Raw genomic sequence first — 21,716 nt, 5'->3', positions numbered from 1 at the left:
ATCTCTAACGTTGACATTGTTGAATTGGACGCTTACTTTACCGACGCGGAATCGATTCAGGGGTATGATCAACTGACATCTGTTTCCCTTCACAGAAATCGGGCCGCAAGAAACGAACGGCAGCTTAGACTACTCTTCATTTATCAATGCAATTAGACAAAAATATCCGAAAACCGCTTACTTCTTAGCTTGGAATGACAGCTGGGGCCCTGTCGTGAATAAGGGAGCATATCATCTCTAATAGCTGGACGCTGAATAAAGGAGAAATATGGAACGGCGATTCATTAACACCTTTCGTTGAATAAAAATGCGGGAGCAAAAAAACCTTGGAGAGCGATATCTCCAAGGTTTTGTATTATCTTTTATTAATCTCTTCGAGAAGAAGCTTATTGACCATCGGCGGGTTGGCCTGGCCTTTTGAAGCTTTCATGATTTGGCCGACAAGGAAGCCGATCGCCCGGTCTTTTCCGTTTTTAAAGTCTTCGATCGACTGAGGATTGTTGTCGAGCGCTTCTGTGACAAGCTTCCTGAGCGTGCCTTCGTCAGAGATTTGCACAAGGCCTTTCTCTTTGACGATTTTTTCTGCGTCTCCGCCGTTTTCGATTAATTCTTTGAAGACTTTTTTCGCGATTTTGGATGAAATCGTTCCTTTTTCAATCAGCTTAATCAAACCGGCAAGGCCTTCAGGCGTAAGCGCGACATCTTCGAGCTCTTTTTGCTGAGCATTCAGGTAAGCCGATACTTCACCCATCAGCCAGTTTGATGCAAGCTTCGCGTCGGCGCCTTTTTCAACGGCCGCTTCAAAGAAGTCTGACATTTCCTTTGTCAACGTCAGCACCTTTGCATCATAGGCAGGCAGTCCGAGCTCTTCAATGTAGCGCTTGCGGCGTTCGTCGGGAAGCTCTGGAATGCTGTCCTTGACGCGCTGTTTCCACTCATCGTCAATATAAAGCTCGACTAGATCCGGTTCAGGGAAATAGCGGTAGTCGTCGGAACCTTCTTTGACCCGCATCAAAATCGTCGTCTTTGATGACTCATCATAGCGGCGGGTTTCCTGCTGAATGACGCCTCCTGACAGAAGAACCTGCGCCTGGCGCTTTTCTTCATGCTCAAGGCCTTTTTGAACAAAGGCAAATGAGTTCAGATTTTTCAGCTCTGTTTTCGTGCCGAATTCCTCTTGTCCGATCGGACGGAGCGAGATATTGGCGTCACAGCGGAGCGACCCTTCTTCCATCTTACAGTCGGAAACGCCTGTATACTGAATAATCGATTTCAGTTTTTCAAGATAGGCATAAGCCTCTTCAGGCGTTCTGATGTCAGGCTCGGAGACGATTTCAACGAGCGGCGTTCCCTGACGGTTATAGTCGACAAGGGAGTATCCGTCACCGGTATGCGTCAATTTCCCTGCATCTTCTTCCAAATGAAGGCGGGTAATGCCGATGCGCTTCGTCTTTCCGCCGACTTCGATTTCGATCCAGCCGTTTTCGCCGATCGGTTTGTCGAATTGAGAAATTTGGTATGCTTTCGGATTGTCAGGGTAGAAATAGTTTTTCCGGTCGAATTTTGTCTCCGTCGCAATCTCGCAGTTTAACGCCATTGCCGCTTTCATCGCGAAATTGACCGCCTCTTGATTTAAAACAGGCAGCACGCCGGGATAGCCCAAATCAATGACGCTTGTCTGCGTATTGGCAGCAGCGCCGAATGGCGTTGGAGAACTTGAGAAAATTTTCGATTTTGTTTTTAGCTCCACGTGGACTTCAAGTCCGATTACCGTTTCAAAGTTCATGTTTTTTCACCCCTTACAGTTCAGGTTTTGCCTTATGATGGTCTGTCGCCTGTTCGTACGCGTGGGCGACGCGGTAAACTGTGCTTTCATCAAAATGTTTGCCGATGATCTGCAGGCCGAGCGGCAGGCCGTTTGCAAGTCCGCACGGTACGCTGATTCCCGGTACACCTGCAAGGTTGACAGGAATAGTCAAGATGTCATTGGCGTACATTGTCAGCGGATCGCTCGTTTTTTCGCCGATTTTAAAGGCAGGCGTCGGCGTTGTCGGTCCGATGATGACGTCATAATTTTCAAATACGTCTTCAAAGTCCTTTTTGATCAAGGTTCTGACCTTCTGCGCCTTTTTATAGTAAGCATCATAGTAGCCTGAGCTTAGCGCGAACGTACCGAGCATGATGCGGCGCTTGACTTCGTTTCCGAATCCTTCAGAACGGGTCTGCTTGTAAAGGTCGATTAAGTTGTCCGCATTATCGGTGCGGTAGCCGTAACGAATGCCGTCAAAGCGGGCAAGGTTTGCCGAAGCTTCAGATGAAGAAAGCAGATAATAGGTGGCCAGCGCGTATTTGCTGTGCGGCAGTGACACCTCTTCCCATGTCGCACCAAGGCCTTCAAGCACTTTTAATGCTTCAAGGACGGATTGCTTCGCTTCTTCTCCGACACCTTCGCCAAGGTATTCTTTCGGAACAGCGATCTTAAGTCCTTTAATATCGCCTGTCAACGCGGACAGATAGTCGGGCACGTCCACATTCGCACTTGTCGAATCCATTTTGTCGACGCCGGAAATCACTTGCAGAAGGTAGGCGTTGTCCTCGACAGATTTTGTGATCGGACCGATTTGATCCAATGATGAAGCAAATGCGACAAGACCGTATCTGGATACTCGTCCATATGTAGGTTTTAAGCCGACGACGCCGCAGAATGAAGCCGGCTGACGAATGGAGCCTCCCGTGTCAGATCCGAGTGAAAACGGCACTTCTCCGGCTGCCACTGCCGCTGCGGAGCCTCCGCTTGATCCGCCCGGAACGGTTTCAAGATTCCACGGATTTTTCGTTTTTTGTAAGCCTGAATTCTCTGTGGAAGACCCCATGGCAAATTCGTCCATGTTCAGCTTCCCGATCGTGACAGCTTCCGCTTCCTGAAGACGTTGAACGACCGTTGCATCGTAGATCGGATCAAAATTCTCCAATATTTTGCTCGCACAGGTTGTGCGTAAATCTTTTGTGACGATATTGTCCTTGATTCCGATCGGCATGCCGAAAAGAAGACCGTGCTCGTCTTTGCTGCCTGTCGCTTCATCCAATTCCTTGGCATAAGCGCGGGCTTTTTCTTCATCAAGCTGCAAAAAGGCCTGAACCTTTCCGTCCACTTCATGAATCCGTTTATAGGATTCATCGACTAAATCTGATATGCTGATCTCTTTATTATGTATGAGACGTTTTAATTCAGATATTTTATGATCAAACAGCGACATGTTCTCTCGTTCCCTCCTTTATTTAGTCCAAAATTGACGGCACGCGGATATAGCCGTCCTTATGGTCAGGCGCGTTTTTGACAACGTCCTCAACCGGAAGACCTTGATCAGGGACATCTTCCCTCATGATATTCTTCATTTGCAATACGTGCGTTGTTGGTTTAACATTCTCTGTATCGACTTCATTCAGCTCTTCTGCAAAGGAAATAATGCTGTCCAGCTGTTCTGTAAACATAGCCGCTTCCTCGTCCGTAATCGCCAGTCTTGCAAGATGGGCGACATGCTTTACTTCTTCTATAGAAATACGCGACATAAAAAACACCTCCATGATGATTCTCGCTTAGTCATATAATACTGATCATATCAAATGTGAGCCTCGTAAATCAACAAAACCGCAATCATCGTCCCGTCTCCCGCCGTTTTATTTTATTTTACATCAAGAAGCAGACAAAATAGGATGTCTAAATTTTCAGAATATTTTTACTTTAATTAATAATTGTAAGCGCTTTCATTAGTATGCTTATCAGGACCATCCCATCCTTTTTTCAAAAATTAATGGGCTTTTTACGGTTGATTGATTCGGAATAGTTTGATAGGTTAGGTAACTGAGTACGATTAAATTGGCAGCGCCTTATTATTCCAATACTTGATCTTTTAAAGAGGAGGCCCTGCAACATTCTTCGTACACATAAAATCAGTATTGTTGAAAATCATAAAGAGGTGATGCCACATTAAGTTAAAGAGGAGAGATATGAAACGTGAGTGTTGAAATATTTATTTCGTTGGGGATTTATTTTGCCGCAATGTTGTTTATCGGCTGGTATTCCTACAGAAAAACATCCAATTTGAATGACTATATGCTCGGCGGCAGAGGTCTTGGGCCTGCTGTTACGGCTTTATCGGCTGGTGCGTCTGACATGAGCGGATGGATGCTGATGGGACTCCCGGGGGCCATGTATGTAACAGGACTTTCAAGCGCCTGGCTTGCAGTTGGCTTAACGATTGGAGCTTATGTGAACTATTTAGTCGTCGCTCCCCGTCTGCGCACATATACGGAAGTAGCGAATGACGCGATAACAATTCCGGACTTTTTTGAAAATCGGTTCAATGATACAACAAGAATCCTGCGCCTGGCATCGGCGATTGTCATCATGGTGTTTTTCACACTTTATACGTCAGCTGGTATGGTGTCCGGAGGACGGCTGTTTGAAACGGCGTTTGGCCTCGATTATAAAATTGGTTTATTAGTAACTACTGCAGTCGTAATCGCATATACGCTGTTCGGAGGATTTTTAGCTGTCAGTCTGACGGACTTTGTGCAAGGCTTGATTATGTTTATTGCTTTAGTGCTCGTGCCGATCGTTGCCTTTACTCAATTAGGCGGAATCTCGCCGACAATAAATGTGATAGAAGAAATCGATCCGAGCCTGTTGGATTTCTTCAAAGGAACGACCGTCATTAGCATTATTTCATTTCTTGCCTGGGGACTCGGCTACTTCGGGCAGCCGCATATCATCGTGCGCTTTATGGCGATTTCATCCGTAAAAGAACTGAAGCCTGCACGACGCATTGCGATGGGCTGGATGATCGTCTCTGTCATCGGCGCATTGCTTGTCGGATTGATTGGAGTGGCGTATGTCCATGAAACAGGCGCAACCCTGAAAGATCCTGAAACGATCTTTATTGTATTTTCTAAAGTATTATTCCATCCATTGATTACCGGATTTTTACTTTCCGCTTTGCTTGCGGCTATCATGAGTACGGTATCGTCCCAGCTCTTGGTGACGTCAAGCGCCATGACCGAAGACTTTTACAAAACGTTTTTCCGCCGCAAAGCTACAGATAAAGAACTTGTCTTTGTCGGACGCATGAGCGTTCTTTTGGTCGCCGTCATCGCCCTTCTTCTGTCCTTGACCCCGAATAACACGATCTTGGATCTCGTCGGCTATGCTTGGGCCGGGTTTGGTTCTGCGTTTGGACCTGCCATCCTTCTCAGCCTGTACTGGAAGCGAATGAACCAGTGGGGCGCATTAGCAGGCATGATCACAGGAGCCGCAACCGTGTTGATTTGGATTCTGACTGGACTTCAAGAGGCAACCGGAGTTTATGAAATGATTCCAGGATTCTTCTTGAGTCTGATTGTGGTTGTCGCTGTCAGCCTGATGACGAATAAACCAGGTTCTGAGGCATCTGATATGTTTGAAGAAATGGAACAGACGCATGAGGAAGAACATTCTTAATTTAATAGCAAATCCAAAAAACTGCCGGGCTGTATGCCTCGGCAGCTTTTTTATTTTCCTTCACCGCTTTCATCATCATCGCGAGCTTCCTGTTCCTTTTTTTCTTCATGGAATTCTTTTGATGTTTGTCCGGCAATATAATCAAAAGGAGTATAGTGGTTTTGAATGGTTTTTTTGCGGATAAACATGTTATAGGCACAAGCCACGATGATGGCGAATATCGACAGCGGAAGCAGCAGAGACAATAACAGCAGCATACTGAAACATCACCTTCTTTTCGCAAAAAATATTGTCCGCCCATCATGTCTGTGAGAAAATCATATCAATTAGTGTGAGAAAGGAGATCAATGGGCATGGATTGGCATATCGACATGGACACGGTCATGAAGCTGGGAGTCGCAACATTAATCGGAATGGTCATCGGTCTCGAAAGGGAACTAAAAAATAAGCCGCTCGGCTTGAAAACATGCATTGTCATTGCGATCAGCTCATGTGTGTTGACATTGGTCAGCATTGATGCAGCCTATCATTTTCCGAAATCAAACCGGATTATGATGGATCCCTTGCGGCTGCCGGCGCAAATTATTTCCGGGATCGGTTTCATCGGGGCAGGCGTCATTTTAAGGAAAAGCAATGATGTCATTTCCGGCCTCACAACATCTGCTATGATCTGGGGTGCGGCAGGTCTCGGCGTCGCAATCGGAGCGGGTTTTTATAAAGAGGCATTTATCAGTTTGGTCTTCATATTAGTCAGCGTCGAGTTTTTGCCCTGGATGATCGGCAAAATCGGCCCCGGCCGCTTGCAGGAAAAAGAAATCCGCATTCGCATGTCCCTGTCTGATAAGGATAAAATGACCGACATCCTCAAGGAAATGAAAGCGAAAAACATCCGGATACACTCTGTCCGGATCGACGATATGCGCGATAAAGATTTTCCGATTATGGAAACGAAAATCATGGTCCATAAGAAAAGATATGTGACTGATGTTTATTATGACATTAAAGCGATCGACGGAGTCGTCGGAGTGAAATGTGATACGCTTTAATGTCAGCGCATGATTCAAAAGAAGCAGCCGATGAAGGCTGCTTTTTCTTTTATGAATCATAAATATGAACGGTCGGTTCTTTGTCTCCCGGCTTTTTCAGAATGACGGCTTCCTGTCCGTCTGATGAAGTGATGTTGATTTCTACATTCAGTTCGCTTTTTCCATAGTAATCCATCACTTCACCGGTCAGAAACTGTGTAAACGCAATGACTTCGCTTTTTCCGTAAAACTGCATCGGAATGTTTATTTTCATCTCCTGCATTTGGTCGTCTTTATACAATGCTGTGCCGACAACACCAGTATAGTTTGGAAAATACGTATCGACTTTATTTTTGAACCGTTTAAAGAGCTCCGCATCATCCGGATGTTTATCCTTTCCTTTATCTGACGGGAAGAAGGTGTATTCTTCATTGATATGATCCCAGCCGCCGACCTCGCTTGAGCCTGCTTTGACTTCTGTTTTGGCAATGAAGTTTCCAGGCACGATCGATGATTTTGGCGCCTGCTTGTACAGGACGATCGTCAGCGGAATATTCTTCAGATCATCCATGTTCCGGACGCGTTTTGCCACTTCCTGTGCGATCTTTTCGCCTTCTGTTTTCAGCTTTTTATCGCTGATCGTCACTTCTTTTTGCGGGTCGCCGACTTTTTCGCGGTAATAGTAGACAGAGTTGAGCGCCAAGCCGATCACAACGCCGCCCAGCTCAATCGTATCTTTGTCTTTGCGGACAAGGTAATCGTGCTCAAGCATATGGGCGAGATAAATCGGGCTCTCCTCGTTTTGCTTTTCCGTTGAGCCGCTGCCTGAAAGAGCGGGGTTCAGCCCGAGGTTTTGAAAGTCTTTATCATCTTTCTGCGCTTTCTTCAGATCTGCTCCCGTTTTTTTACGAGCCAGCCAGCTTGTGATTGTATCTTCATCTAAATATTGGCCTTCCTGAAAAAGATAATCGTCAGTAGAGAAAGAATCTTGCGCGAGGCGCATCATGCCTGTTTCAAATTCATCGATGTCAAGCCTCGTATTCAGCCGTTCCGCCGTCAAGCCCCGGGCTTTTCCGGCTTTAAATGGAATAACCATTTTATAATAAGAATCAGAGATGCTGTATTTTGGGATGATGGCTTTTTCTTTGGCCTTGTCCGTCTTCTGAACCATCTCTTGTTCTTCTTCTCCCCCAAAATTCGGCGCACAGGCTGAGAGCATCAGCATACCCGCAGCAGCCGCCAAAAATAATGTTTTTTTCAATAGAAAACACTCCTCTTATTTCTTTAGCTCACTGATCAGCCTTGCTTCATCCCATACCTCGATGTTAAGCTCTTCAGCTTTGGCCAGTTTGCTGCCTGCCGCTTCTCCGGCAATGACAAGATCGGTTTTTTTGCTTACACTGCCTGTAATTTTTCCCCCGAGCGCTTCAATTTCAGCTTTTACGTCGTTCCTCGACATTTCGCTGAGCTTTCCGGTCAGCACAATCGTTTTTCCGGCAAAATAGGAGTCGCTGTCTTCGGCAATTGCTTTTTTCGGGCCTTTGTAAACGGTGTTGACACCGAGCTCTTCAAGCTCAGCCAAAAGTTTTAGAATCTCTTCTTTTTCAAAGTATGTGACGAGGGCATCCGCCATTTTTTCACCGATTTCATCAACTTCAACCAATTCTTCCTTTGTTGCTTTTTTGAGCCTGTCGAGCGTTTCAAAATGCATGGCAAGCGTTTTGGCCGCTTTTGAACCGATAAAGCGGATGCCGAGCCCGAAAAGAAGCCGTTCCAATGAATTTTCCTTCGATTTTCCAATCGACTGCAACAAGTTGTCAGTCGATTTCTCACCCATTCGTTCAAGACCGATCAGCTGCTCCCGCGTCAATTTATAAAGATCAGCCACATTGTGGACAAGATCCTCCCGGAACAGCTGGGTGATGACGCGTTCTCCGAGGCCTTCTATATTCATGGCGTTGCGGGAAACGAAATGAATCAACCCTTCTCTGATCTGGGCAGGGCATTCAGGATTGATGCAGCGAAGCGCGACTTCCTCCTCAATTCTGACCAGCTCGCTTCCGCATTCCGGGCATTCCTTGGGCATGCTGAATTCTTTTTCTTCGCCCGTCCGCTGTTCAACCAGCACATTGACAACCTCCGGGATGATATCTCCCGCTTTTTTGATGACGACTTTATCAAACAGTCTAATATCTTTCTCTTTAATTAAATCTTCGTTATGAAGAGACGCTCTTTGGACTGTCGTTCCCGCAACTTTTACGGGTTCGAGTATCGCCGTCGGCGTCACTGCGCCCGTCCGGCCGACGCTCAATTCAATGTCCAATAGCGTTGTAACGACTTCTTCAGCCGGAAACTTGTAGGCAATTGCCCAGCGCGGGCTTTTCGCCGTGTATCCGAGCTCTTCCTGCTGATCGAGGGAATTGACTTTAATGACGATCCCGTCAATTTCATATGGCAGGTCTGTGCGTTTTGTCTTCAGCTCTTCAACGATTTCAATGACCTCTTCGATTGTGCTGCATTTTTTTCGTTCATGATTGGTTTTGAAGCCGAGTTCATCGAGAAAATCAAGCCCTTGGCTCTGCGTTTCGACACCCATTTCGTCAAGCTCAGCTATACTGTAGACGAAAATATCAAGATTTCGTTTCGCTGCAATTTTCGGATCAAGCTGTCTTAATGATCCGGCAGCTGCGTTTCGCGGGTTTGCAAACGGCTCTTCTTCTCTTTCAAGCCTCGCTTCGTTCAGCAGTTCAAAGGAGCGTTTCGGCATAAAAGCTTCTCCGCGCACCTCGATGGAAAGGTCGCGTTTCATCTTGAGGGGGATGTTTCTGATCGTCTTCAAGTTCTCAGTAATATCCTCGCCGGTCGTTCCGTCGCCCCTTGTCGCACCTCTGGCAAATACGCCGTTTTCGTAGCGCAATGAAACAGCAAGACCGTCTATTTTGAATTCGACGTTATACTCAACGTCTCCGACCGCCTGGCGGACCCTGCGGTCAAAGTCGCGCAGATCTTCCTCATTAAACGCATTGCCGAGGCTCAGCATCGGTGTTTTGTGCTGCACTTTTTGAAAGGCGTCCAGAACGGCTCCGCCGACACGCTGTGAAGGAGAGACGGGCGTTTTTAAATCAGGGTGCTCCGCCTCAATGGCAATAAGCTCCTTCATCAATTTGTCATATTCGGAATCTGGCACGCTCGGGTCATCAAGTGTGTGATATTCATAGTTGTATTTGTTAATCAGTGCATGCAGTTGTTCCACACGACGTTTTGCTGTTTCTTTTTCCATTGATTTCGTCCTTTCATTTCAGGTCTTTTGCCATTATTGCTTTTCAATTGGCGCAAAGGCCGCGAGAAGACGCTTCACTCCGATCGGGCTCGGGAAGGCGATGTCAAGCTCAGTTGATTCACCGGCTCCTTTTACGCTGACGACCGTTCCGACACCCCATTTTTTATGGGAGGCCTTATCACCGACGGCCCAGCCGATTCCGTCTCCGCCCGTTTTGCTGTAGGATGCGGCTGGTCTTGCAACAGGCCCCCTCGGCTCCGGCTTCCTTCCGAACGGACTTTTCAGATCCTTCTTCTTCTCATTTAGATTGTCCAATAATTCTTCCGGTATTTCTGCAATAAATCTTGATTCCGGATTCATATTCGTTCTGCCAAACAATGTCCGCATTTTGGCGTTTGTTAAATAGAGCTCTTCCTCGGCCCTCGTAATGCCGACATACGCAAGCCTCCGCTCCTCTTCCATTTCCGCTTCCTCCATCAGGGAGCGGCTGTGGGGGAAGACCCCTTCTTCAAGCCCCATCAGGAAAACGACAGGAAATTCAAGCCCTTTTGCAGCATGAAGCGTCATTAAGGTGACGGTGTCCTTATGTCCGGACTCCTCTTCCTTCTGATCAAGCTGATCGATATCTGCGATCAGCGCAAGATCTGTCAAAAACGCGACAAGCGATTTGTCTTCGCTTTGCTGCTCAAAGTTTTTCGTCACGGACAGAAACTCGTCAATATTTTCAAGACGGCTCTGTGCCTCAAGCGATTTTTCCGCTTTCAGCATTTCGCGGTATTCGGTCTTTTCAAGAATTTCTTCTGTCAGCTCTGTGACGGATAAGTACTCCTGCATATTCGTCAAGTTTTCAACCATCTGTCTGAACCCGTCAAGCGCATTGGCTGCTTTTGCACTGAGCCCGATAAAATCAACCTGTCCGAGCGCTTCAAACATCGGCAGTCCATTCATGTCAGCATATGCGGCGATCTTATCGACAGAAGTCGCACCGACGCCGCGCTTCGGCACATTCACGATCCTTGCAAAGCTGATATCATCATCGGGATTTGCGACAAGGCGCAAATATGCGAGAATGTCTTTAATTTCTTTTCTGTCGTAGAACTTCGTGCCGCCGACGATATTATAGTTGATGTTCGCTTTCATCAACGTTTCCTCAATGACACGGGACTGCGCGTTTGTCCGGTATAAAATCGCAATATCTGAAAGCGAGCGTTTTCCCGAAGCGATGAGCTCCCTGATTTTGCCCGCGACAAATTGGCCTTCGCCAAATTCGTTGTCTCCTCTGTAGGAAGCGATTTTTGCCCCTTCATCATTTTGAGTCCAAAGGTTTTTCGGCTTTCTGTTCGAGTTGTTCTGAATGACTTCATTGGCCGCATTCAAAATCCGCTTCGTCGATCTGTAGTTTTGTTCAAGCAGAACGACGCTGGCATTCGGATAGTCTTTTTCAAAAGAAAGAATGTTCGCAATGTCCGCTCCGCGCCATCTGTAAATCGACTGGTCAGAATCCCCGACGACGCAGATGTTTTGGAATCGCTGCGCCAATTTTTTGACGAGCAAATACTGCGCTCTGTTTGTATCTTGATACTCATCGACATGGATGTATTGAAACTTCCGCTGATAGTATTCGAGCACTTCCGGTACCCTGTCGAACAGACGGATCGTCGTCATGATCAAGTCATCAAAATCGAGCGACTGATTTTTTTGCAGCTTTTTTTGATAGTCTTTATAGACGTCGCTTGCCACCTGTTCAAAGAAACCGCCCGCCGTTTTCTCGTATTCTTCAGGGTCGATCAGTTCATTTTTCGCACCGCTGATCGAGCCGAGAATGCTCCGGGGATCGAATTTTTTCGGATCGATGTTTCTTTCCTTTAAGATGCCTTTAATGACGGAAAGCTGATCTGATGTATCAAGAATCGAGAAGTTGCGGCTGATTCCGATTCGGTCGATGTCTCTCCGCAAAATCCTCACACACATGCTGTGGAACGTCGAAATCCAAATGTCATCCGCTCCCGGCCCAAGGATGCTTTCAACACGCTCTTTCATTTCTCTGGCCGCTTTGTTTGTAAATGTAATCGCCAAAATATTCCACGGGGCGACACGCTTCTCCGCCATCAAATAGGCGATTCGATGGGTCAGCACCCGTGTTTTTCCGCTTCCGGCTCCCGCCATGATCAAAAGCGGCCCGTCCGTTTTCCTGACTGCATCCTGCTGAACTTTATTTAATCCGTTTAATAATTGATCGCTAATATAATTCAAAATTGATTCACCGCCCATTCAAACATATGTTCTATTATAAACCATTCCGGTTTATTTCGCTCATTCTTTTACAGCCTTCACCGTTTTCAGCGCTTGTCCGAAGTTTTCATAAATCGCATTTCCGACCACGATCACATCGGCATGCTCGGCCATCTTCACTGCTGTTGCAGAATCTTGAATGCCGCCGCCGTAAAATAATGTCGTATCATTCAAAACAGCTTTCGTTTCCTTCAAGATCTCTGCATCCCCGAGCCTGCCGCTGTATTCCAGATAAAAGATCGGCAGGCGGAAAAGATGCTCAGCCATTCGCGCGTATGCTTTAACGTCTTCAAGGTCAAGCCCCGCATCGGCATTTGTCAATGCTGCCGCCTTGCAGTCTGCATTTAAAATGCAGTACCCTTCGACAACGATCTCCTCGGGCGACATCAGCTCGCCGTACTCTTTCATCGCCTCTTTATGTAAACCGACAATCCAGTCGGGATCATTGCTGTTTAATACGGTCGGGATAAAATAAAGGTCAAAACCCGGCACGATCGCATCAATCGTTGAGACCTCAAGGATGCAAGGAACCAAAAAACGGCGAACTTTTGACATCAGCCGAAGCACGTCATCTTCTGTGACACCGTCGCTTCCGCCGATCAATATCGCATCTGTTCCTGATTCGCACAGCTGTTCAAGCTGATCATCCGTTATCTCTTTATTGGGATCGAGTTTAAAGACATGCTTCCACTCGGTAATATCGTACATGAAAAAAGCTCCTCCAATCGTTCTTACCATTTAAATATTATAACAAATTCATTCTCTTTGGAAAAACGGATAACGAATAAAGAATGAGGGATAATGCAGGCAGCGGAGGCAAAAGTTTACGGCCATAAAAAAACCGCCTAAAGCTTTTAAAGCCAGGCGGTACAGTGAACATCACGAAGATGATTCAGATTCTTTTTCTTTTACACGGTCCAGTGCCAGTGTATAAGCGTCATTTCCGTAATTCAGGCAGCGCTTTACCCTGGAAATGGTCGCCGTGCTCGCTCCGGTTTCCGTTTCGATTTTATGGTACGTGTTGCCGTCGCGAAGCATCCTGGCCACTTCGAGCCGCTGAGCCAGTGACTGAATTTCATTTATTGTACATAAATCATCGAAAAAACGATAGCATTCTTCGAGATCTTTTAATGATAGAATGGATTGAAAAAGCTGATCCAGCTCTCTCCCGCGCAATTTATCGATCTGCATCGTTACACACCTTCTCCTTTGCTAATAGAAACCTTGCTGAGATCGGGAATGATATTGATCCACGTTTTTCCCGGCACGAATGGAACGCTTTTTCCATCCGCAACTGGTATGATCCGGCCGTTTTCGTTCTTCCAATTGATCTGACGGACTTCCCCGTTTTGCAGAAGCAGCCCTTTTCCGCCTGAACGAAGGTCAATATCCCTTCTCCCGTACGCATCTTTCATTTGATGTTCGGCTTCCGCTATTACAATATTTTGAAGAATAACCGGTTCTTCTGTTTCAAGGTCTGTTGTCAAAACGCCGGCTGACTTTCTCACATAGCCTTTAACCTTCTTATCATAACCATATTCGACACGGTTTGTAACGGATTTTGTTCCATAATCTAACCGGATGGAATAAAGCGTCTCTGAAGGCTCTTCAGGACTTTCTTTAAAAGTGAGCGGATCTGTGCGGGTCTCAAGGGCATATCCCTTTTCAGCGGCTGCCTGCTTGACGTTTTCAAATGAAGTGTACGAATTATGCGGCGCCTTTCGAAAATCAGCTCTCCAAAACAGACTGCCGTCATAATCCAATCCATTGACATAATCGGCATCACCGTTTTCAAGCCGGCTTTTTGCACCTGGACTCCAGCCGTGATGCACCAGGATGGCGTCAAAACCACGAGCCAAATCAATGAAATATTCCCGCGCGCTTCTGACAGGTCCCGCCGCTTTAGGCATTTCGCTTTGAAAAATCGCCACAAATCTGGTAATCGCGCCTTCACTAAGGGCCTCAATGACAATATCGGCTTTGCTTAGCCCTGACTGCGGCCTAGCTTTTGGATGATTGTTCACCACAACAGCCAGCGGCCGCTGCCGAATGTCTTTTTCCGCTTTCATTCCTGTCAGCGGATATATTTTCTGCCCGGCTTCCTGTTTTTCCTGCTGCTGGCATGATGCTAACAGCAATACACAGGCAAAACACAGCAGCACTCTTACATATCGATTAAACATACATTAGCTCCCGCTCTTTTATATTTTAACGCATTATCGATGGAAAGAGTACAGTTTTTTTCATGACATCAAAGATCCCTTTCGGCGTCACCCTGATATAAGGAAGATGAGTGCTTTGCAAAAAGAGAAGGGTGTAGATAGGGTCGCTGAACGTATATCCTCTTTCAAAAAGAAGTCCTTTCAACTTTTCTTCCCTTTCAAGCACCGTCTCATACGTCTCATTTGATGCGCCGCCGCTTAAATGAAGAGGAATTTCATACAGTATTTTCCCGTTTTCGGCTAATACGATTCCCCCTCCGATTTCTTTCATTCGTTTGAAGGCCAGCAGCATGTCTTCCTTGTTTTTTCCGATCGCCACAATATCCCCCGTTGTTGAATAAGAGCTGACAAACCCTTGCACACGGGGCGCAAATCCTTTCAGCATCGTATTGACCCGCCATTTCCCATACTTGTCAAACAGAGAAAGATAGCTTTCATCATGTTCAAAGGACAGCTGATCCACAGAGTTGTCGATCTCAATGGTATAAGGTTCCATAATGACTGAATTCCTCATTTTCAAGCCGAGCGGCATAGAAAACTGCAAGTCATCCATCGTTAGATCATATGAAAGGTTCAGAGGGACAAGACCCCCTTTTTGCCAATCGGGTTCTGAAAACGTCTTCATATCAATGCCGTCCGATTTCAAAATCCGGCCTTTCGCCAAAACTGTCACAGGGTTCGGATTTTCAGGGCTCTCCAAAATATTGAGCGTCGCATATCTGCCCGGTGCGACAACACCGAGAATGTCTTCCATATGATAATATTTAGCGATATTAAACGCGGCCATATTATAGGCGTCAACCGCAGGGACTCCCTCTTCAAGCGCTATCGCAATCAGCTGGTTTGTCATGCCTTCCTTATAGAAATTCGGCGTGGCGCCGTCCGTTGTATAAAACATATGATCATAATGGCGAAAGCCTTCTTCATGAAGCTCGCGCAAAATCTTTCGCAAATCAGGGCGTATGGAAGAATGCCTTAAACCGGCATAGTACCCCAGTTCAAGCCGTTTCAGCACTTCCTTTCCGGTCATGGCTTCATGATCGGCGTCAGCGCCGAAAAGCTTCATTTTTGTAAGCGTTTTTTCCGAAGCGCCCGGAAAATGGCCTTCTATCCGCTTCCGTCTTCTTTTTGTACATTGCATGCAATGCAGAAGCAAATCATCGCCGTCCAAAAGGCGCGGCCAGCTTGTCATTTCTCCTCCCTGTATAACATCAGGATGTTCGCCCCAGTGTTTTCGGTAGTCAATGGATAAAATCTGATCCTCATTTAAGACCTCTGTCTGCAAGTCATACCTTGACCACCAATAGTAGTGAACAGGCTGTTTTTTCAGTTCCTCCAATATAGAAAACGCTTTCTTTTTTCCGCAGTGCAAAAGCAGAAACAGGTTGTCATTCACGAATGTCGTTGTTCCAAACTGTGACACATATTCAGCCAATGTTTGGGGATTATAAATTTGAAAAGGATGCACATGCGGCTCAATATACCCGGGTACAATGTATTTCCCTTCACAATCTATTGTAGTTTTAACAGCCGATTTAGGCAAATCACGGCCGACATACACGATTCTGTCATGATGAATCCATACGTTTGCGCGGACCCATTGCTTTAAGTACGGGTTTAGTACGGATGCATTTCGTAAAAGGAGCGTTGGCAGCAGCCTTGAACTTACAACATCAACTTGCGATCTGATGTGCTTGTTTTTCCAATTTAAGGTGCGTTCGAACATTCACATACTCTCCTTTACATGTAATGATCCCATGTTAACACATTTAATATAGTCACGCATTACCAACACGTTACAATTTTTCGAAAAAACACTTTATTTAATTATTTAAATCGGAGGAATCAATATGAAGCAAAACATCGGGCTGTTTGACGCTGTTTTCCGCATCGCCTGCGGGCTGACGATCCTGTCCGCGGCGACGGCGAAGTTGACGAGAAAGCCGTGGTGCAGAATGACGTTTTTCTGCATGTTTATGGGCGCGATGAAAGCCGCTTCGGGCATTTTAAGGTTTTGCCCCATGACTTATGTTTGCCAAACGTATATGAAGCAGGCGCAGTCAGACGAACAATCGTAAAAAAGCACCCAAAGGGGTGCTTTTTTCACGGTTTGAACAATAATGCTTTTTCAGCAGGTTTCACGCGGAGGCGGAAATGTTTCAGACCGTACAGCTGCTGTTGGCCATCGGCGTGATCGAGACCTTTTCTATAGAAGAATATTGCTTCAAAAGCGCAGTCAGCGCGATTTTAGCTTCCAGCCGTGCAAGCGGGACGCCTAAACAGAAGTGGATACCGTGTCCAAATTCCGATATGCGGATTCGGATGGCGATGAATATCAAATTCATGCGCCCTTTCTAATTTGGATTCATCCCGGTTGGCTGAAGCAAGAAAAGCAATAACACCCTCTCCTTTTTTCAAATTCGCCCCTCTGATCCTCAAGATAAATATGATTTGCTGCACCAAAATATGAGCGACATGTTTGAAACGATGAAAGAAGATATTTTTTCACCGCTTGACATTGATCGTAATGAGGAAAAGCCTGAGGCATACTGGTATCTGCTGCGAATCTATCTTCATTTGCAAAAGAACGCCCATGATTTTACGATCATCATCAACAAAAGATATGAGTTGAATATTAAGGGTTTGCTTAATGATTTTGGGAATGACAGCTTTTTGTCAGGCATCAAAAAAGCCGCGCCCGATGAAGTTGACAATAGGGGCCTCGGCAATTCGTGATTTCCGCCTATGCAGGCACAGCAGCATGGTGGCTTGAAAACGGAATGCCTTATCCCTCCTGAATTCATGGCAGAAGCCCTGATCAACATCATTCAAAAACACTAAAAAGACAAAATGGGAAGCGCCCATTTTGTCTCTTTATGCTTTTCACTATTTCTGCGCGGCCTTCAAAGCCCTTGCACCAATATCGGTCCGGTAAAAAAGGCCCGGTTTTGCGACTTCGCTCACCGCTTTGTAAGCAGTTTTTCTCGCGGCTTCAAACGTGTCTGCAAATGCTGTGACATTGACGACGCGGCCGCCGTTCGTCACAAACTGCCCGTCGCTTTTTTTCGTTCCTGCGTGAAAGACGACGGTCTGTTCTTGAACAGGTTCTAATAAACCGATCGGCGTGCCTTTTTCATAGCTTTCAGGATAGCCTTCAGACGCCAGCACAACGGTGACTGCTGCTGTATCCTTCCACTTGAGCTCGACTTCGCGTCCTTCCAGCAAGTCAAGCATCACTTGAACAAGATCTGATTCAAGACGCGGGAGCACGACTTGTGTTTCCGGATCGCCGAATCTGGCGTTAAACTCGATCACTTTTGTACCTTTTTCCGTCAGCATTAAGCCCGCATATAAGACCCCCGTAAATGAACGGCCTTCTTTGACCATCGCTTGGGCGGCGGGTTCTAAAATCGTTTTGACGGCATCTTGAACGACCGCATCGGAAATCTGCGGCACCGGTGAATATGCGCCCATTCCCCCTGTATTCGGACCTTTGTCTCCGTCAAATGCCCGCTTATGGTCCTGCGCGATCACCATCGGATATACTTTTTCGCCTTTAACGAACGCCATCAGCGAAAATTCCTCTCCGCTTAAAAATTCTTCTATGACGACAGATGCGCTTGCTTCGCCAAACTTTTCGTCTTCCAAAAAGTCGTGCAGACACTGAATCGCATCTTTCTCTGTCATCGCGACTGTGACACCTTTTCCGGCCGCAAGCCCATCCGCTTTGATGACGATCGGTGCGCCTTTATCCTCAACATAAGCTTTTGCTTTTTCAAAAGACGTAAATGTTTCATATTCCGCTGTCGGAATTTGATATTTTTTCATCAAATCTTTTGCAAACTGCTTGCTTCCTTCAATCACTGCGGCTTTTTCCGATGGTCCGAACACCGGAAGGCCCGCTTTTTCAAACTTATCAACAAGGCCTTCGATCAAAGGAACCTCAGGACCGACGATCGTCAGCCCGATATTGTTTTCCTTTGCGAAAGCGAGAAGTCCCTTGTGATCTCCTTCATCAAGATCAACGAGTGCGGCAGTTCCGGTCATTCCGTCATTTCCCGGGGCTGCATAAACCGTTTCGACTAGAGGGCTTTGCGCCGCTTTCCAGGCGAGTGTGTGCTCTCTTCCGCCTCTACCGATAATCAATACATTCACGCTGCTTCCTCCCCTTAATGTTTGAAGTGGCGGATTCCGGTGAACACCATGGCAATCCCGTATTCATCCGCTTTTTTAATCGAATCTTCGTCACGAACAGAACCGCCCGGCTGAATGATCGCGGTTACCCCTGCTTTGGCCGCTTCTTCCACGGTATCAGGCATCGGGAAAAACGCGTCAGATCCAAGCGCACTTCCCTTTGCTTTTTCTCCGGCCTGTTCGATCGCGATTTTGGCGGAACCGACGCGGTTCATTTGCCCTGCGCCGACACCGATCGTCATGTCATCTTTGGCGAGAACAATCGCATTCGATTTGACGTGTTTAACGACTTTCCATGCGAGTTTTAGATCAGCCCATTCTTGTTCGGTCGGCTCTCTTTTTGTCGGAATGGAGATGTCGGCATCTTCAAAGCCATGCATGTCCAGATCCTGAATCAACAGGCCGCCTTGTACAGATGTCAGCTGTTTTTCATTTTGAACAGGCTGATTGACATCGAGCGTCAGCAGACGGAGATTTTTCTTGGATGTTAAAATCTCAAGCGCTTCTTTGCTGAAAGAAGGTGCAAGAATGATTTCCAAAAAGATTTGATGAAGCACTTCGGCCGTTGCTTTGTCGACTTCGCGGTTAAGGGCGATAATTCCGCCGAAGATCGATGTCTGATCAGCCGCATATGCTTTGTTAAACGCTTCTTCTATCGTGTTGCCGGTTCCGACGCCGCACGGGTTCATATGCTTGACGGCGACCGCTGCCGGTTCGGTGAATTCGCGGACGATTTGGACTGCAGCATCCGCATCCTTAATGTTGTTGTAGGAGAGCTCTTTTCCGTGAAGCTGTTCGGCTGAAGCGATCGACGCTTTGACAGGGAGCGCGCTTTGATAAAAAACAGCTTCCTGATGCGGGTTTTCTCCGTAGCGAAGCGATTGCTTTTTCTCAAATGTGACGGTGAACTGCTCTGGCTCTTTTTCACCTGTTACGTTTGTTAAGTAGTCTGCAATCAATGCATCATATGCTGCTGTGTGGCGGAATACTTTCGCCGCCAGTCCGCGTTTTTTCTCTAGAGACACCGCACCAGTTTCTTTGATTTCGTTCAGCACAGGGCTGTAATCGCGGGGATCGACGATGACTGTGACGTCCTGATGGTTTTTCGCGGCTGCGCGAAGCATACCTGGGCCGCCGATGTCGATATTCTCAATCGCTTCTTCGTATGTGACGCCCTCTTTTGAAATCGTTTCTTTAAATGGATACAGGTTGACGACAACAAGATCAATCGGCTGGATTCCTTGTTCACTCAGCTGTGCCATGTGTTTTTCATTATCGCGGACAGCAAGAAGTCCCCCGTGGATATTCGGATGAAGTGTTTTCAGGCGGCCGTCCATGATTTCCGGGAAGCCCGTCACTTCAGAAATGCCGATCACATCAACACCGTTTTCCTGAAGCAGTTTTTTTGTGCCGCCTGTTGAAATCACTTCAACGCCAAGCTCTGTCAATTCTTTTACAAAAGGGACAATGTTCGTTTTATCAGATACGCTGATTAATGCGCGTTTGATCGTCATTCCTTCTCACCTCTGCCATTTAGTTCAAGAAGCTCTTTGATTACTTCGGGATAAAGCTCGTGTTCCAATTTGTGAATCTTTTCTTCCAAAGATTCCAATGTTTCATCTTTTTCAAGCTCAAGGGCGCGCTGAGCGATGATCGGCCCCGTGTCCATACCTTCATCAACATAGTGAACCGTGATTCCGGCCACTTTCACGCCTGATCTGTATGCCTGTCCGATTGCATCAATGCCCGGAAAAGCCGGCAGGAGCGACGGATGGATGTTGATGATTTTGTTCCGGAAGGCCGAAAGAAGCGTATTGCCGATCAGTCTCATATAGCCGGCAAGCACAATCCACTCAGCCCCGTGAAGATGAAGCTGTTCAACGATGATCCTTTCAAATGCCGCTTTATTTTCAAACGATTTCGGCTGAAAAGCGAATGACGGGATTCCGGCTTTTTCCGCTCTTTCAAGCACTTTAGCCTGCGGTTTGTCACAGACGACAAGCACGATTTCGGCATCCCAGTTTTCTTCTTTCATCTTTCTCAAGATCGCTTCAAAATTCGTTCCGCTTCCAGATGCAAATACCGCAAATTTTTTCATGAAAGACCGGCACCGCCAAACGTCACGCCGCTTCCGGTTTTCACCCGGCCGATCAAATATGCTTTTTCCCCATGATTTTCGAGCGTTTGAATGAGATCTGTCATGTGCTCTTCTTTGACAGCTAGTACAAAGCCGATTCCCATGTTGAAGACGTTGAACATTTCTTCAGATTTCAGACCGCCCTTTTCCTGAATAAACGGAAATATAGGAGGGACAGGCCAAGAGCCGTTGTCGATTTCAACGCCAAGACCGTCAGGCATCATGCGCGGCAGGTTTTCATAAAAACCGCCTCCTGTGACATGTGCCATGCCGGCGATTTTTCCTGATTTCACAGCTTCAAGCACAGGTTTGACATATATTTTTGTCGGCTCTAAAAGCTCTTCGCCAAGAGGCCGTTCAAAAGGTGCATACGTTTCATCGAGGCTAAGACCGGCATCCTCAAGAAGAACTTTCCGTACGAGTGAAAAGCCATTGCTGTGAAGACCGCTTGAAGAGAGGCCGATTAAAAGATGCCCTTCCGCAATGTTTTCGCCCGTCACGATGTTGTCCTTTTCAGCGGCGCCCACCGAAAAGCCGGCAATATCATACTCGTTTTCCGTGTAGAGGCCTGGCATTTCCGCCGTTTCACCGCCGACGAGCGCCGCCCCCGACTGAGTGCAGCCTTCGGCTACGCCTTTTACGATCTCTTCTATTTTTACGGGATCGGCTTTTCCGACCGCCAGATAGTCGAGAAAGAAGAGCGGCTCCGCACCTTGAGCGAGAACATCATTGACACACATCGCAACGGCATCGATGCCGATCGTATCGTGCTTGTCCATCGCAAAAGCAAGTTTCAGCTTTGTCCCGACACCGTCTGTTCCTGAAATGAGAACCGGTTTTTTGTAAGGAAGCTCCGACAGGTCGAACATGCCGCCAAAACCGCCAAGTCCGCCCATCACACCGATGCGCTTTGTCCGTTCCACATGTTTTTTCATCCGTTTTACGGCTTCATAGCCCGCCTCAATATCAACCCCGGCGTTTTTATAGCTTTCAGACATCACAATCACTCCTTATCCGCGCTTGTCCATTCATGATATTTCAAATCAAAAGAGCAGCCTAACCTCTCGCT

Annotated in this window: 19 protein-coding genes and 2 pseudogenes; 5 read left to right on the top strand and 16 right to left on the bottom strand. The window is 46.8% G+C overall.

The window, feature by feature from the left end:
- Positions 1-3 precede the first annotated feature (3 nt).
- Positions 4-305: pseudogene (locus tag RBH91_RS04125) on the top strand (glycosyl hydrolase); the annotation flags it as partial.
- A 50-nt stretch (positions 306-355) separates the two neighbouring features.
- Here RBH91_RS04125 and gatB read toward each other — a convergent pair.
- The 3 genes from gatB to gatC are packed head-to-tail and all read right to left on the bottom strand — an operon-like array spanning position 356 to position 3,570.
- Positions 356-1,786: an Asp-tRNA(Asn)/Glu-tRNA(Gln) amidotransferase subunit GatB gene (gatB, locus tag RBH91_RS04120; RefSeq protein ID WP_076763546.1), complete on the bottom strand. Its 1,431-nt coding sequence runs from the start codon at positions 1,784-1,786 to the stop codon at positions 356-358.
- 13 nt (positions 1,787-1,799) lie between these two features.
- The gene (gene gatA / locus RBH91_RS04115) at positions 1,800-3,257 is read right to left on the bottom strand and encodes an Asp-tRNA(Asn)/Glu-tRNA(Gln) amidotransferase subunit GatA (protein WP_076763548.1); all 1,458 of its coding nucleotides are present in this window, start codon (positions 3,255-3,257) and stop codon (positions 1,800-1,802) included.
- Positions 3,258-3,279: 22 nt separating this feature from the next.
- On the bottom strand, positions 3,280-3,570 hold the full coding sequence (gene gatC / locus RBH91_RS04110; protein WP_076763550.1) for an Asp-tRNA(Asn)/Glu-tRNA(Gln) amidotransferase subunit GatC: 291 nt from the start codon (positions 3,568-3,570) through the stop codon (positions 3,280-3,282).
- 445 nt (positions 3,571-4,015) lie between these two features.
- Between gatC and putP the strand changes: the two genes are divergently transcribed.
- Positions 4,016-5,497, top strand: a complete 1,482-nt coding sequence (putP, locus tag RBH91_RS04105; protein ID WP_076763551.1) for a sodium/proline symporter PutP — start codon at positions 4,016-4,018, stop codon at positions 5,495-5,497.
- A gap of 50 nt (positions 5,498-5,547) precedes the next feature.
- Here the strand turns inward: putP and RBH91_RS04100 are convergent, their stop codons facing one another.
- Positions 5,548-5,754 carry a DUF3951 domain-containing protein gene (locus RBH91_RS04100; protein ID WP_307893564.1) on the bottom strand — a complete coding sequence of 69 codons (207 nt, stop codon included), beginning with the start codon at positions 5,752-5,754 and terminating at the stop codon, positions 5,548-5,550.
- 90 nt (positions 5,755-5,844) lie between these two features.
- Between RBH91_RS04100 and RBH91_RS04095 the strand changes: the two genes are divergently transcribed.
- Positions 5,845-6,543: an MgtC/SapB family protein gene (locus tag RBH91_RS04095; RefSeq protein ID WP_307893563.1), complete on the top strand. Its 699-nt coding sequence runs from the start codon at positions 5,845-5,847 to the stop codon at positions 6,541-6,543.
- A 49-nt stretch (positions 6,544-6,592) separates the two neighbouring features.
- On the opposite strand, the gene RBH91_RS04090 is transcribed toward RBH91_RS04095, so the two are convergent.
- The 7 genes from RBH91_RS04090 to RBH91_RS04060 form a co-directional block, all read right to left on the bottom strand.
- Positions 6,593-7,783: a CamS family sex pheromone protein gene (locus RBH91_RS04090; RefSeq protein WP_076763555.1), complete on the bottom strand. Its 1,191-nt coding sequence runs from the start codon at positions 7,781-7,783 to the stop codon at positions 6,593-6,595.
- Between the two features lie 15 nt (positions 7,784-7,798).
- Positions 7,799-9,802, bottom strand: coding sequence for an NAD-dependent DNA ligase LigA (gene ligA, locus RBH91_RS04085; protein WP_307893562.1), 2,004 nt, complete (start codon positions 9,800-9,802; stop codon positions 7,799-7,801).
- Positions 9,803-9,835: 33 nt separating this feature from the next.
- Positions 9,836-12,055, bottom strand: coding sequence for a DNA helicase PcrA (gene pcrA, locus RBH91_RS04080; protein WP_307893561.1), 2,220 nt, complete (start codon positions 12,053-12,055; stop codon positions 9,836-9,838).
- A gap of 60 nt (positions 12,056-12,115) precedes the next feature.
- Positions 12,116-12,802 carry a heptaprenylglyceryl phosphate synthase gene (locus tag RBH91_RS04075; protein WP_307893560.1) on the bottom strand — a complete coding sequence of 229 codons (687 nt, stop codon included), beginning with the start codon at positions 12,800-12,802 and terminating at the stop codon, positions 12,116-12,118.
- A gap of 171 nt (positions 12,803-12,973) precedes the next feature.
- Positions 12,974-13,285: a YerC/YecD family TrpR-related protein gene (locus RBH91_RS04070; RefSeq protein WP_148958388.1), complete on the bottom strand. Its 312-nt coding sequence runs from the start codon at positions 13,283-13,285 to the stop codon at positions 12,974-12,976.
- Positions 13,286-13,287: 2 nt separating this feature from the next.
- The gene (locus tag RBH91_RS04065) at positions 13,288-14,277 is read right to left on the bottom strand and encodes a DUF3048 domain-containing protein (protein WP_307893559.1); all 990 of its coding nucleotides are present in this window, start codon (positions 14,275-14,277) and stop codon (positions 13,288-13,290) included.
- A gap of 25 nt (positions 14,278-14,302) precedes the next feature.
- Positions 14,303-16,042, bottom strand: coding sequence for an adenine deaminase C-terminal domain-containing protein (locus tag RBH91_RS04060; protein ID WP_076763769.1), 1,740 nt, complete (start codon positions 16,040-16,042; stop codon positions 14,303-14,305).
- Positions 16,043-16,166: 124 nt separating this feature from the next.
- Between RBH91_RS04060 and RBH91_RS04055 the strand changes: the two genes are divergently transcribed.
- On the top strand, positions 16,167-16,394 hold the full coding sequence (locus tag RBH91_RS04055; RefSeq protein WP_076763767.1) for a YgaP family membrane protein: 228 nt from the start codon (positions 16,167-16,169) through the stop codon (positions 16,392-16,394).
- Between the two features lie 25 nt (positions 16,395-16,419).
- Here the strand turns inward: RBH91_RS04055 and RBH91_RS22760 are convergent.
- Positions 16,420-16,752: pseudogene (locus RBH91_RS22760) on the bottom strand (cytochrome P450); the annotation flags it as partial.
- 15 nt (positions 16,753-16,767) lie between these two features.
- On the opposite strand from RBH91_RS22760, the gene RBH91_RS04045 reads away from it, so the two are divergent.
- Positions 16,768-17,052 carry a hypothetical protein gene (locus RBH91_RS04045; protein WP_307893558.1) on the top strand — a complete coding sequence of 95 codons (285 nt, stop codon included), beginning with the start codon at positions 16,768-16,770 and terminating at the stop codon, positions 17,050-17,052.
- A gap of 150 nt (positions 17,053-17,202) precedes the next feature.
- On the opposite strand, the gene purD is transcribed toward RBH91_RS04045, so the two are convergent.
- From purD to purM, 4 genes are read right to left on the bottom strand one after another with little or no spacing between them, the layout of a single operon-like run.
- Complete coding sequence (purD, locus tag RBH91_RS04040) at positions 17,203-18,471, bottom strand: phosphoribosylamine--glycine ligase (RefSeq protein WP_307893557.1); 1,269 nt, start codon at positions 18,469-18,471, stop codon at positions 17,203-17,205.
- Positions 18,472-18,485: 14 nt separating this feature from the next.
- Positions 18,486-20,024: a bifunctional phosphoribosylaminoimidazolecarboxamide formyltransferase/IMP cyclohydrolase gene (gene purH / locus RBH91_RS04035; protein WP_307893556.1), complete on the bottom strand. Its 1,539-nt coding sequence runs from the start codon at positions 20,022-20,024 to the stop codon at positions 18,486-18,488.
- The gene (purN, locus tag RBH91_RS04030; protein ID WP_307893555.1) at positions 20,021-20,608 is read right to left on the bottom strand and encodes a phosphoribosylglycinamide formyltransferase; all 588 of its coding nucleotides are present in this window, start codon (positions 20,606-20,608) and stop codon (positions 20,021-20,023) included. The genes purH and purN overlap by 4 nt, the downstream gene beginning before the upstream one ends.
- A complete protein-coding gene (purM, locus tag RBH91_RS04025; protein ID WP_076763759.1) occupies positions 20,605-21,645 on the bottom strand; it encodes a phosphoribosylformylglycinamidine cyclo-ligase in 1,041 nt (346 codons plus the stop codon). Before purM ends, purN begins: the two co-directional genes overlap by 4 nt.
- Positions 21,646-21,716: the final 71 nt, after the last annotated feature.

This window comes from Bacillus swezeyi (genome assembly GCF_030908325.1).
GTDB lineage: Bacteria > Bacillota > Bacilli > Bacillales > Bacillaceae > Bacillus > Bacillus swezeyi.
The sequence above is the reverse complement of the archived record's forward strand: the minus strand, read 5'-3'. Positions and strand labels throughout refer to the sequence as shown.

What these genes read in the sequence shown, in the direction of transcription:
- gatB (WP_076763546.1), bottom strand. Translation starts at nt 1,786, where the DNA reads ATGAACTTTGAAACGGTAATCGGACTTGAAGTCCACGTGGAGCTAAAA.
- gatA (WP_076763548.1), bottom strand. Translation starts at nt 3,257, where the DNA reads ATGTCGCTGTTTGATCATAAAATATCTGAATTAAAACGTCTCATACAT.
- gatC (WP_076763550.1), bottom strand. Translation starts at nt 3,570, where the DNA reads ATGTCGCGTATTTCTATAGAAGAAGTAAAGCATGTCGCCCATCTTGCA.
- RBH91_RS04100 (WP_307893564.1), bottom strand. Translation starts at nt 5,754, where the DNA reads ATGCTGCTGTTATTGTCTCTGCTGCTTCCGCTGTCGATATTCGCCATC.
- RBH91_RS04095 (WP_307893563.1), top strand. Translation starts at nt 5,845, where the DNA reads ATGGGCATGGATTGGCATATCGACATGGACACGGTCATGAAGCTGGGA.
- ligA (WP_307893562.1), bottom strand. Translation starts at nt 9,802, where the DNA reads ATGGAAAAAGAAACAGCAAAACGTCGTGTGGAACAACTGCATGCACTG.
- RBH91_RS04075 (WP_307893560.1), bottom strand. Translation starts at nt 12,802, where the DNA reads ATGTACGATATTACCGAGTGGAAGCATGTCTTTAAACTCGATCCCAAT.
- RBH91_RS04070 (WP_148958388.1), bottom strand. Translation starts at nt 13,285, where the DNA reads ATGCAGATCGATAAATTGCGCGGGAGAGAGCTGGATCAGCTTTTTCAA.
- RBH91_RS04065 (WP_307893559.1), bottom strand. Translation starts at nt 14,277, where the DNA reads ATGTTTAATCGATATGTAAGAGTGCTGCTGTGTTTTGCCTGTGTATTG.
- RBH91_RS04060 (WP_076763769.1), bottom strand. Translation starts at nt 16,042, where the DNA reads ATGTTCGAACGCACCTTAAATTGGAAAAACAAGCACATCAGATCGCAA.
- RBH91_RS04055 (WP_076763767.1), top strand. Translation starts at nt 16,167, where the DNA reads ATGAAGCAAAACATCGGGCTGTTTGACGCTGTTTTCCGCATCGCCTGC.
- purH (WP_307893556.1), bottom strand. Translation starts at nt 20,024, where the DNA reads ATGACGATCAAACGCGCATTAATCAGCGTATCTGATAAAACGAACATT.
- purN (WP_307893555.1), bottom strand. Translation starts at nt 20,608, where the DNA reads ATGAAAAAATTTGCGGTATTTGCATCTGGAAGCGGAACGAATTTTGAA.
- purM (WP_076763759.1), bottom strand. Translation starts at nt 21,645, where the DNA reads ATGTCTGAAAGCTATAAAAACGCCGGGGTTGATATTGAGGCGGGCTAT.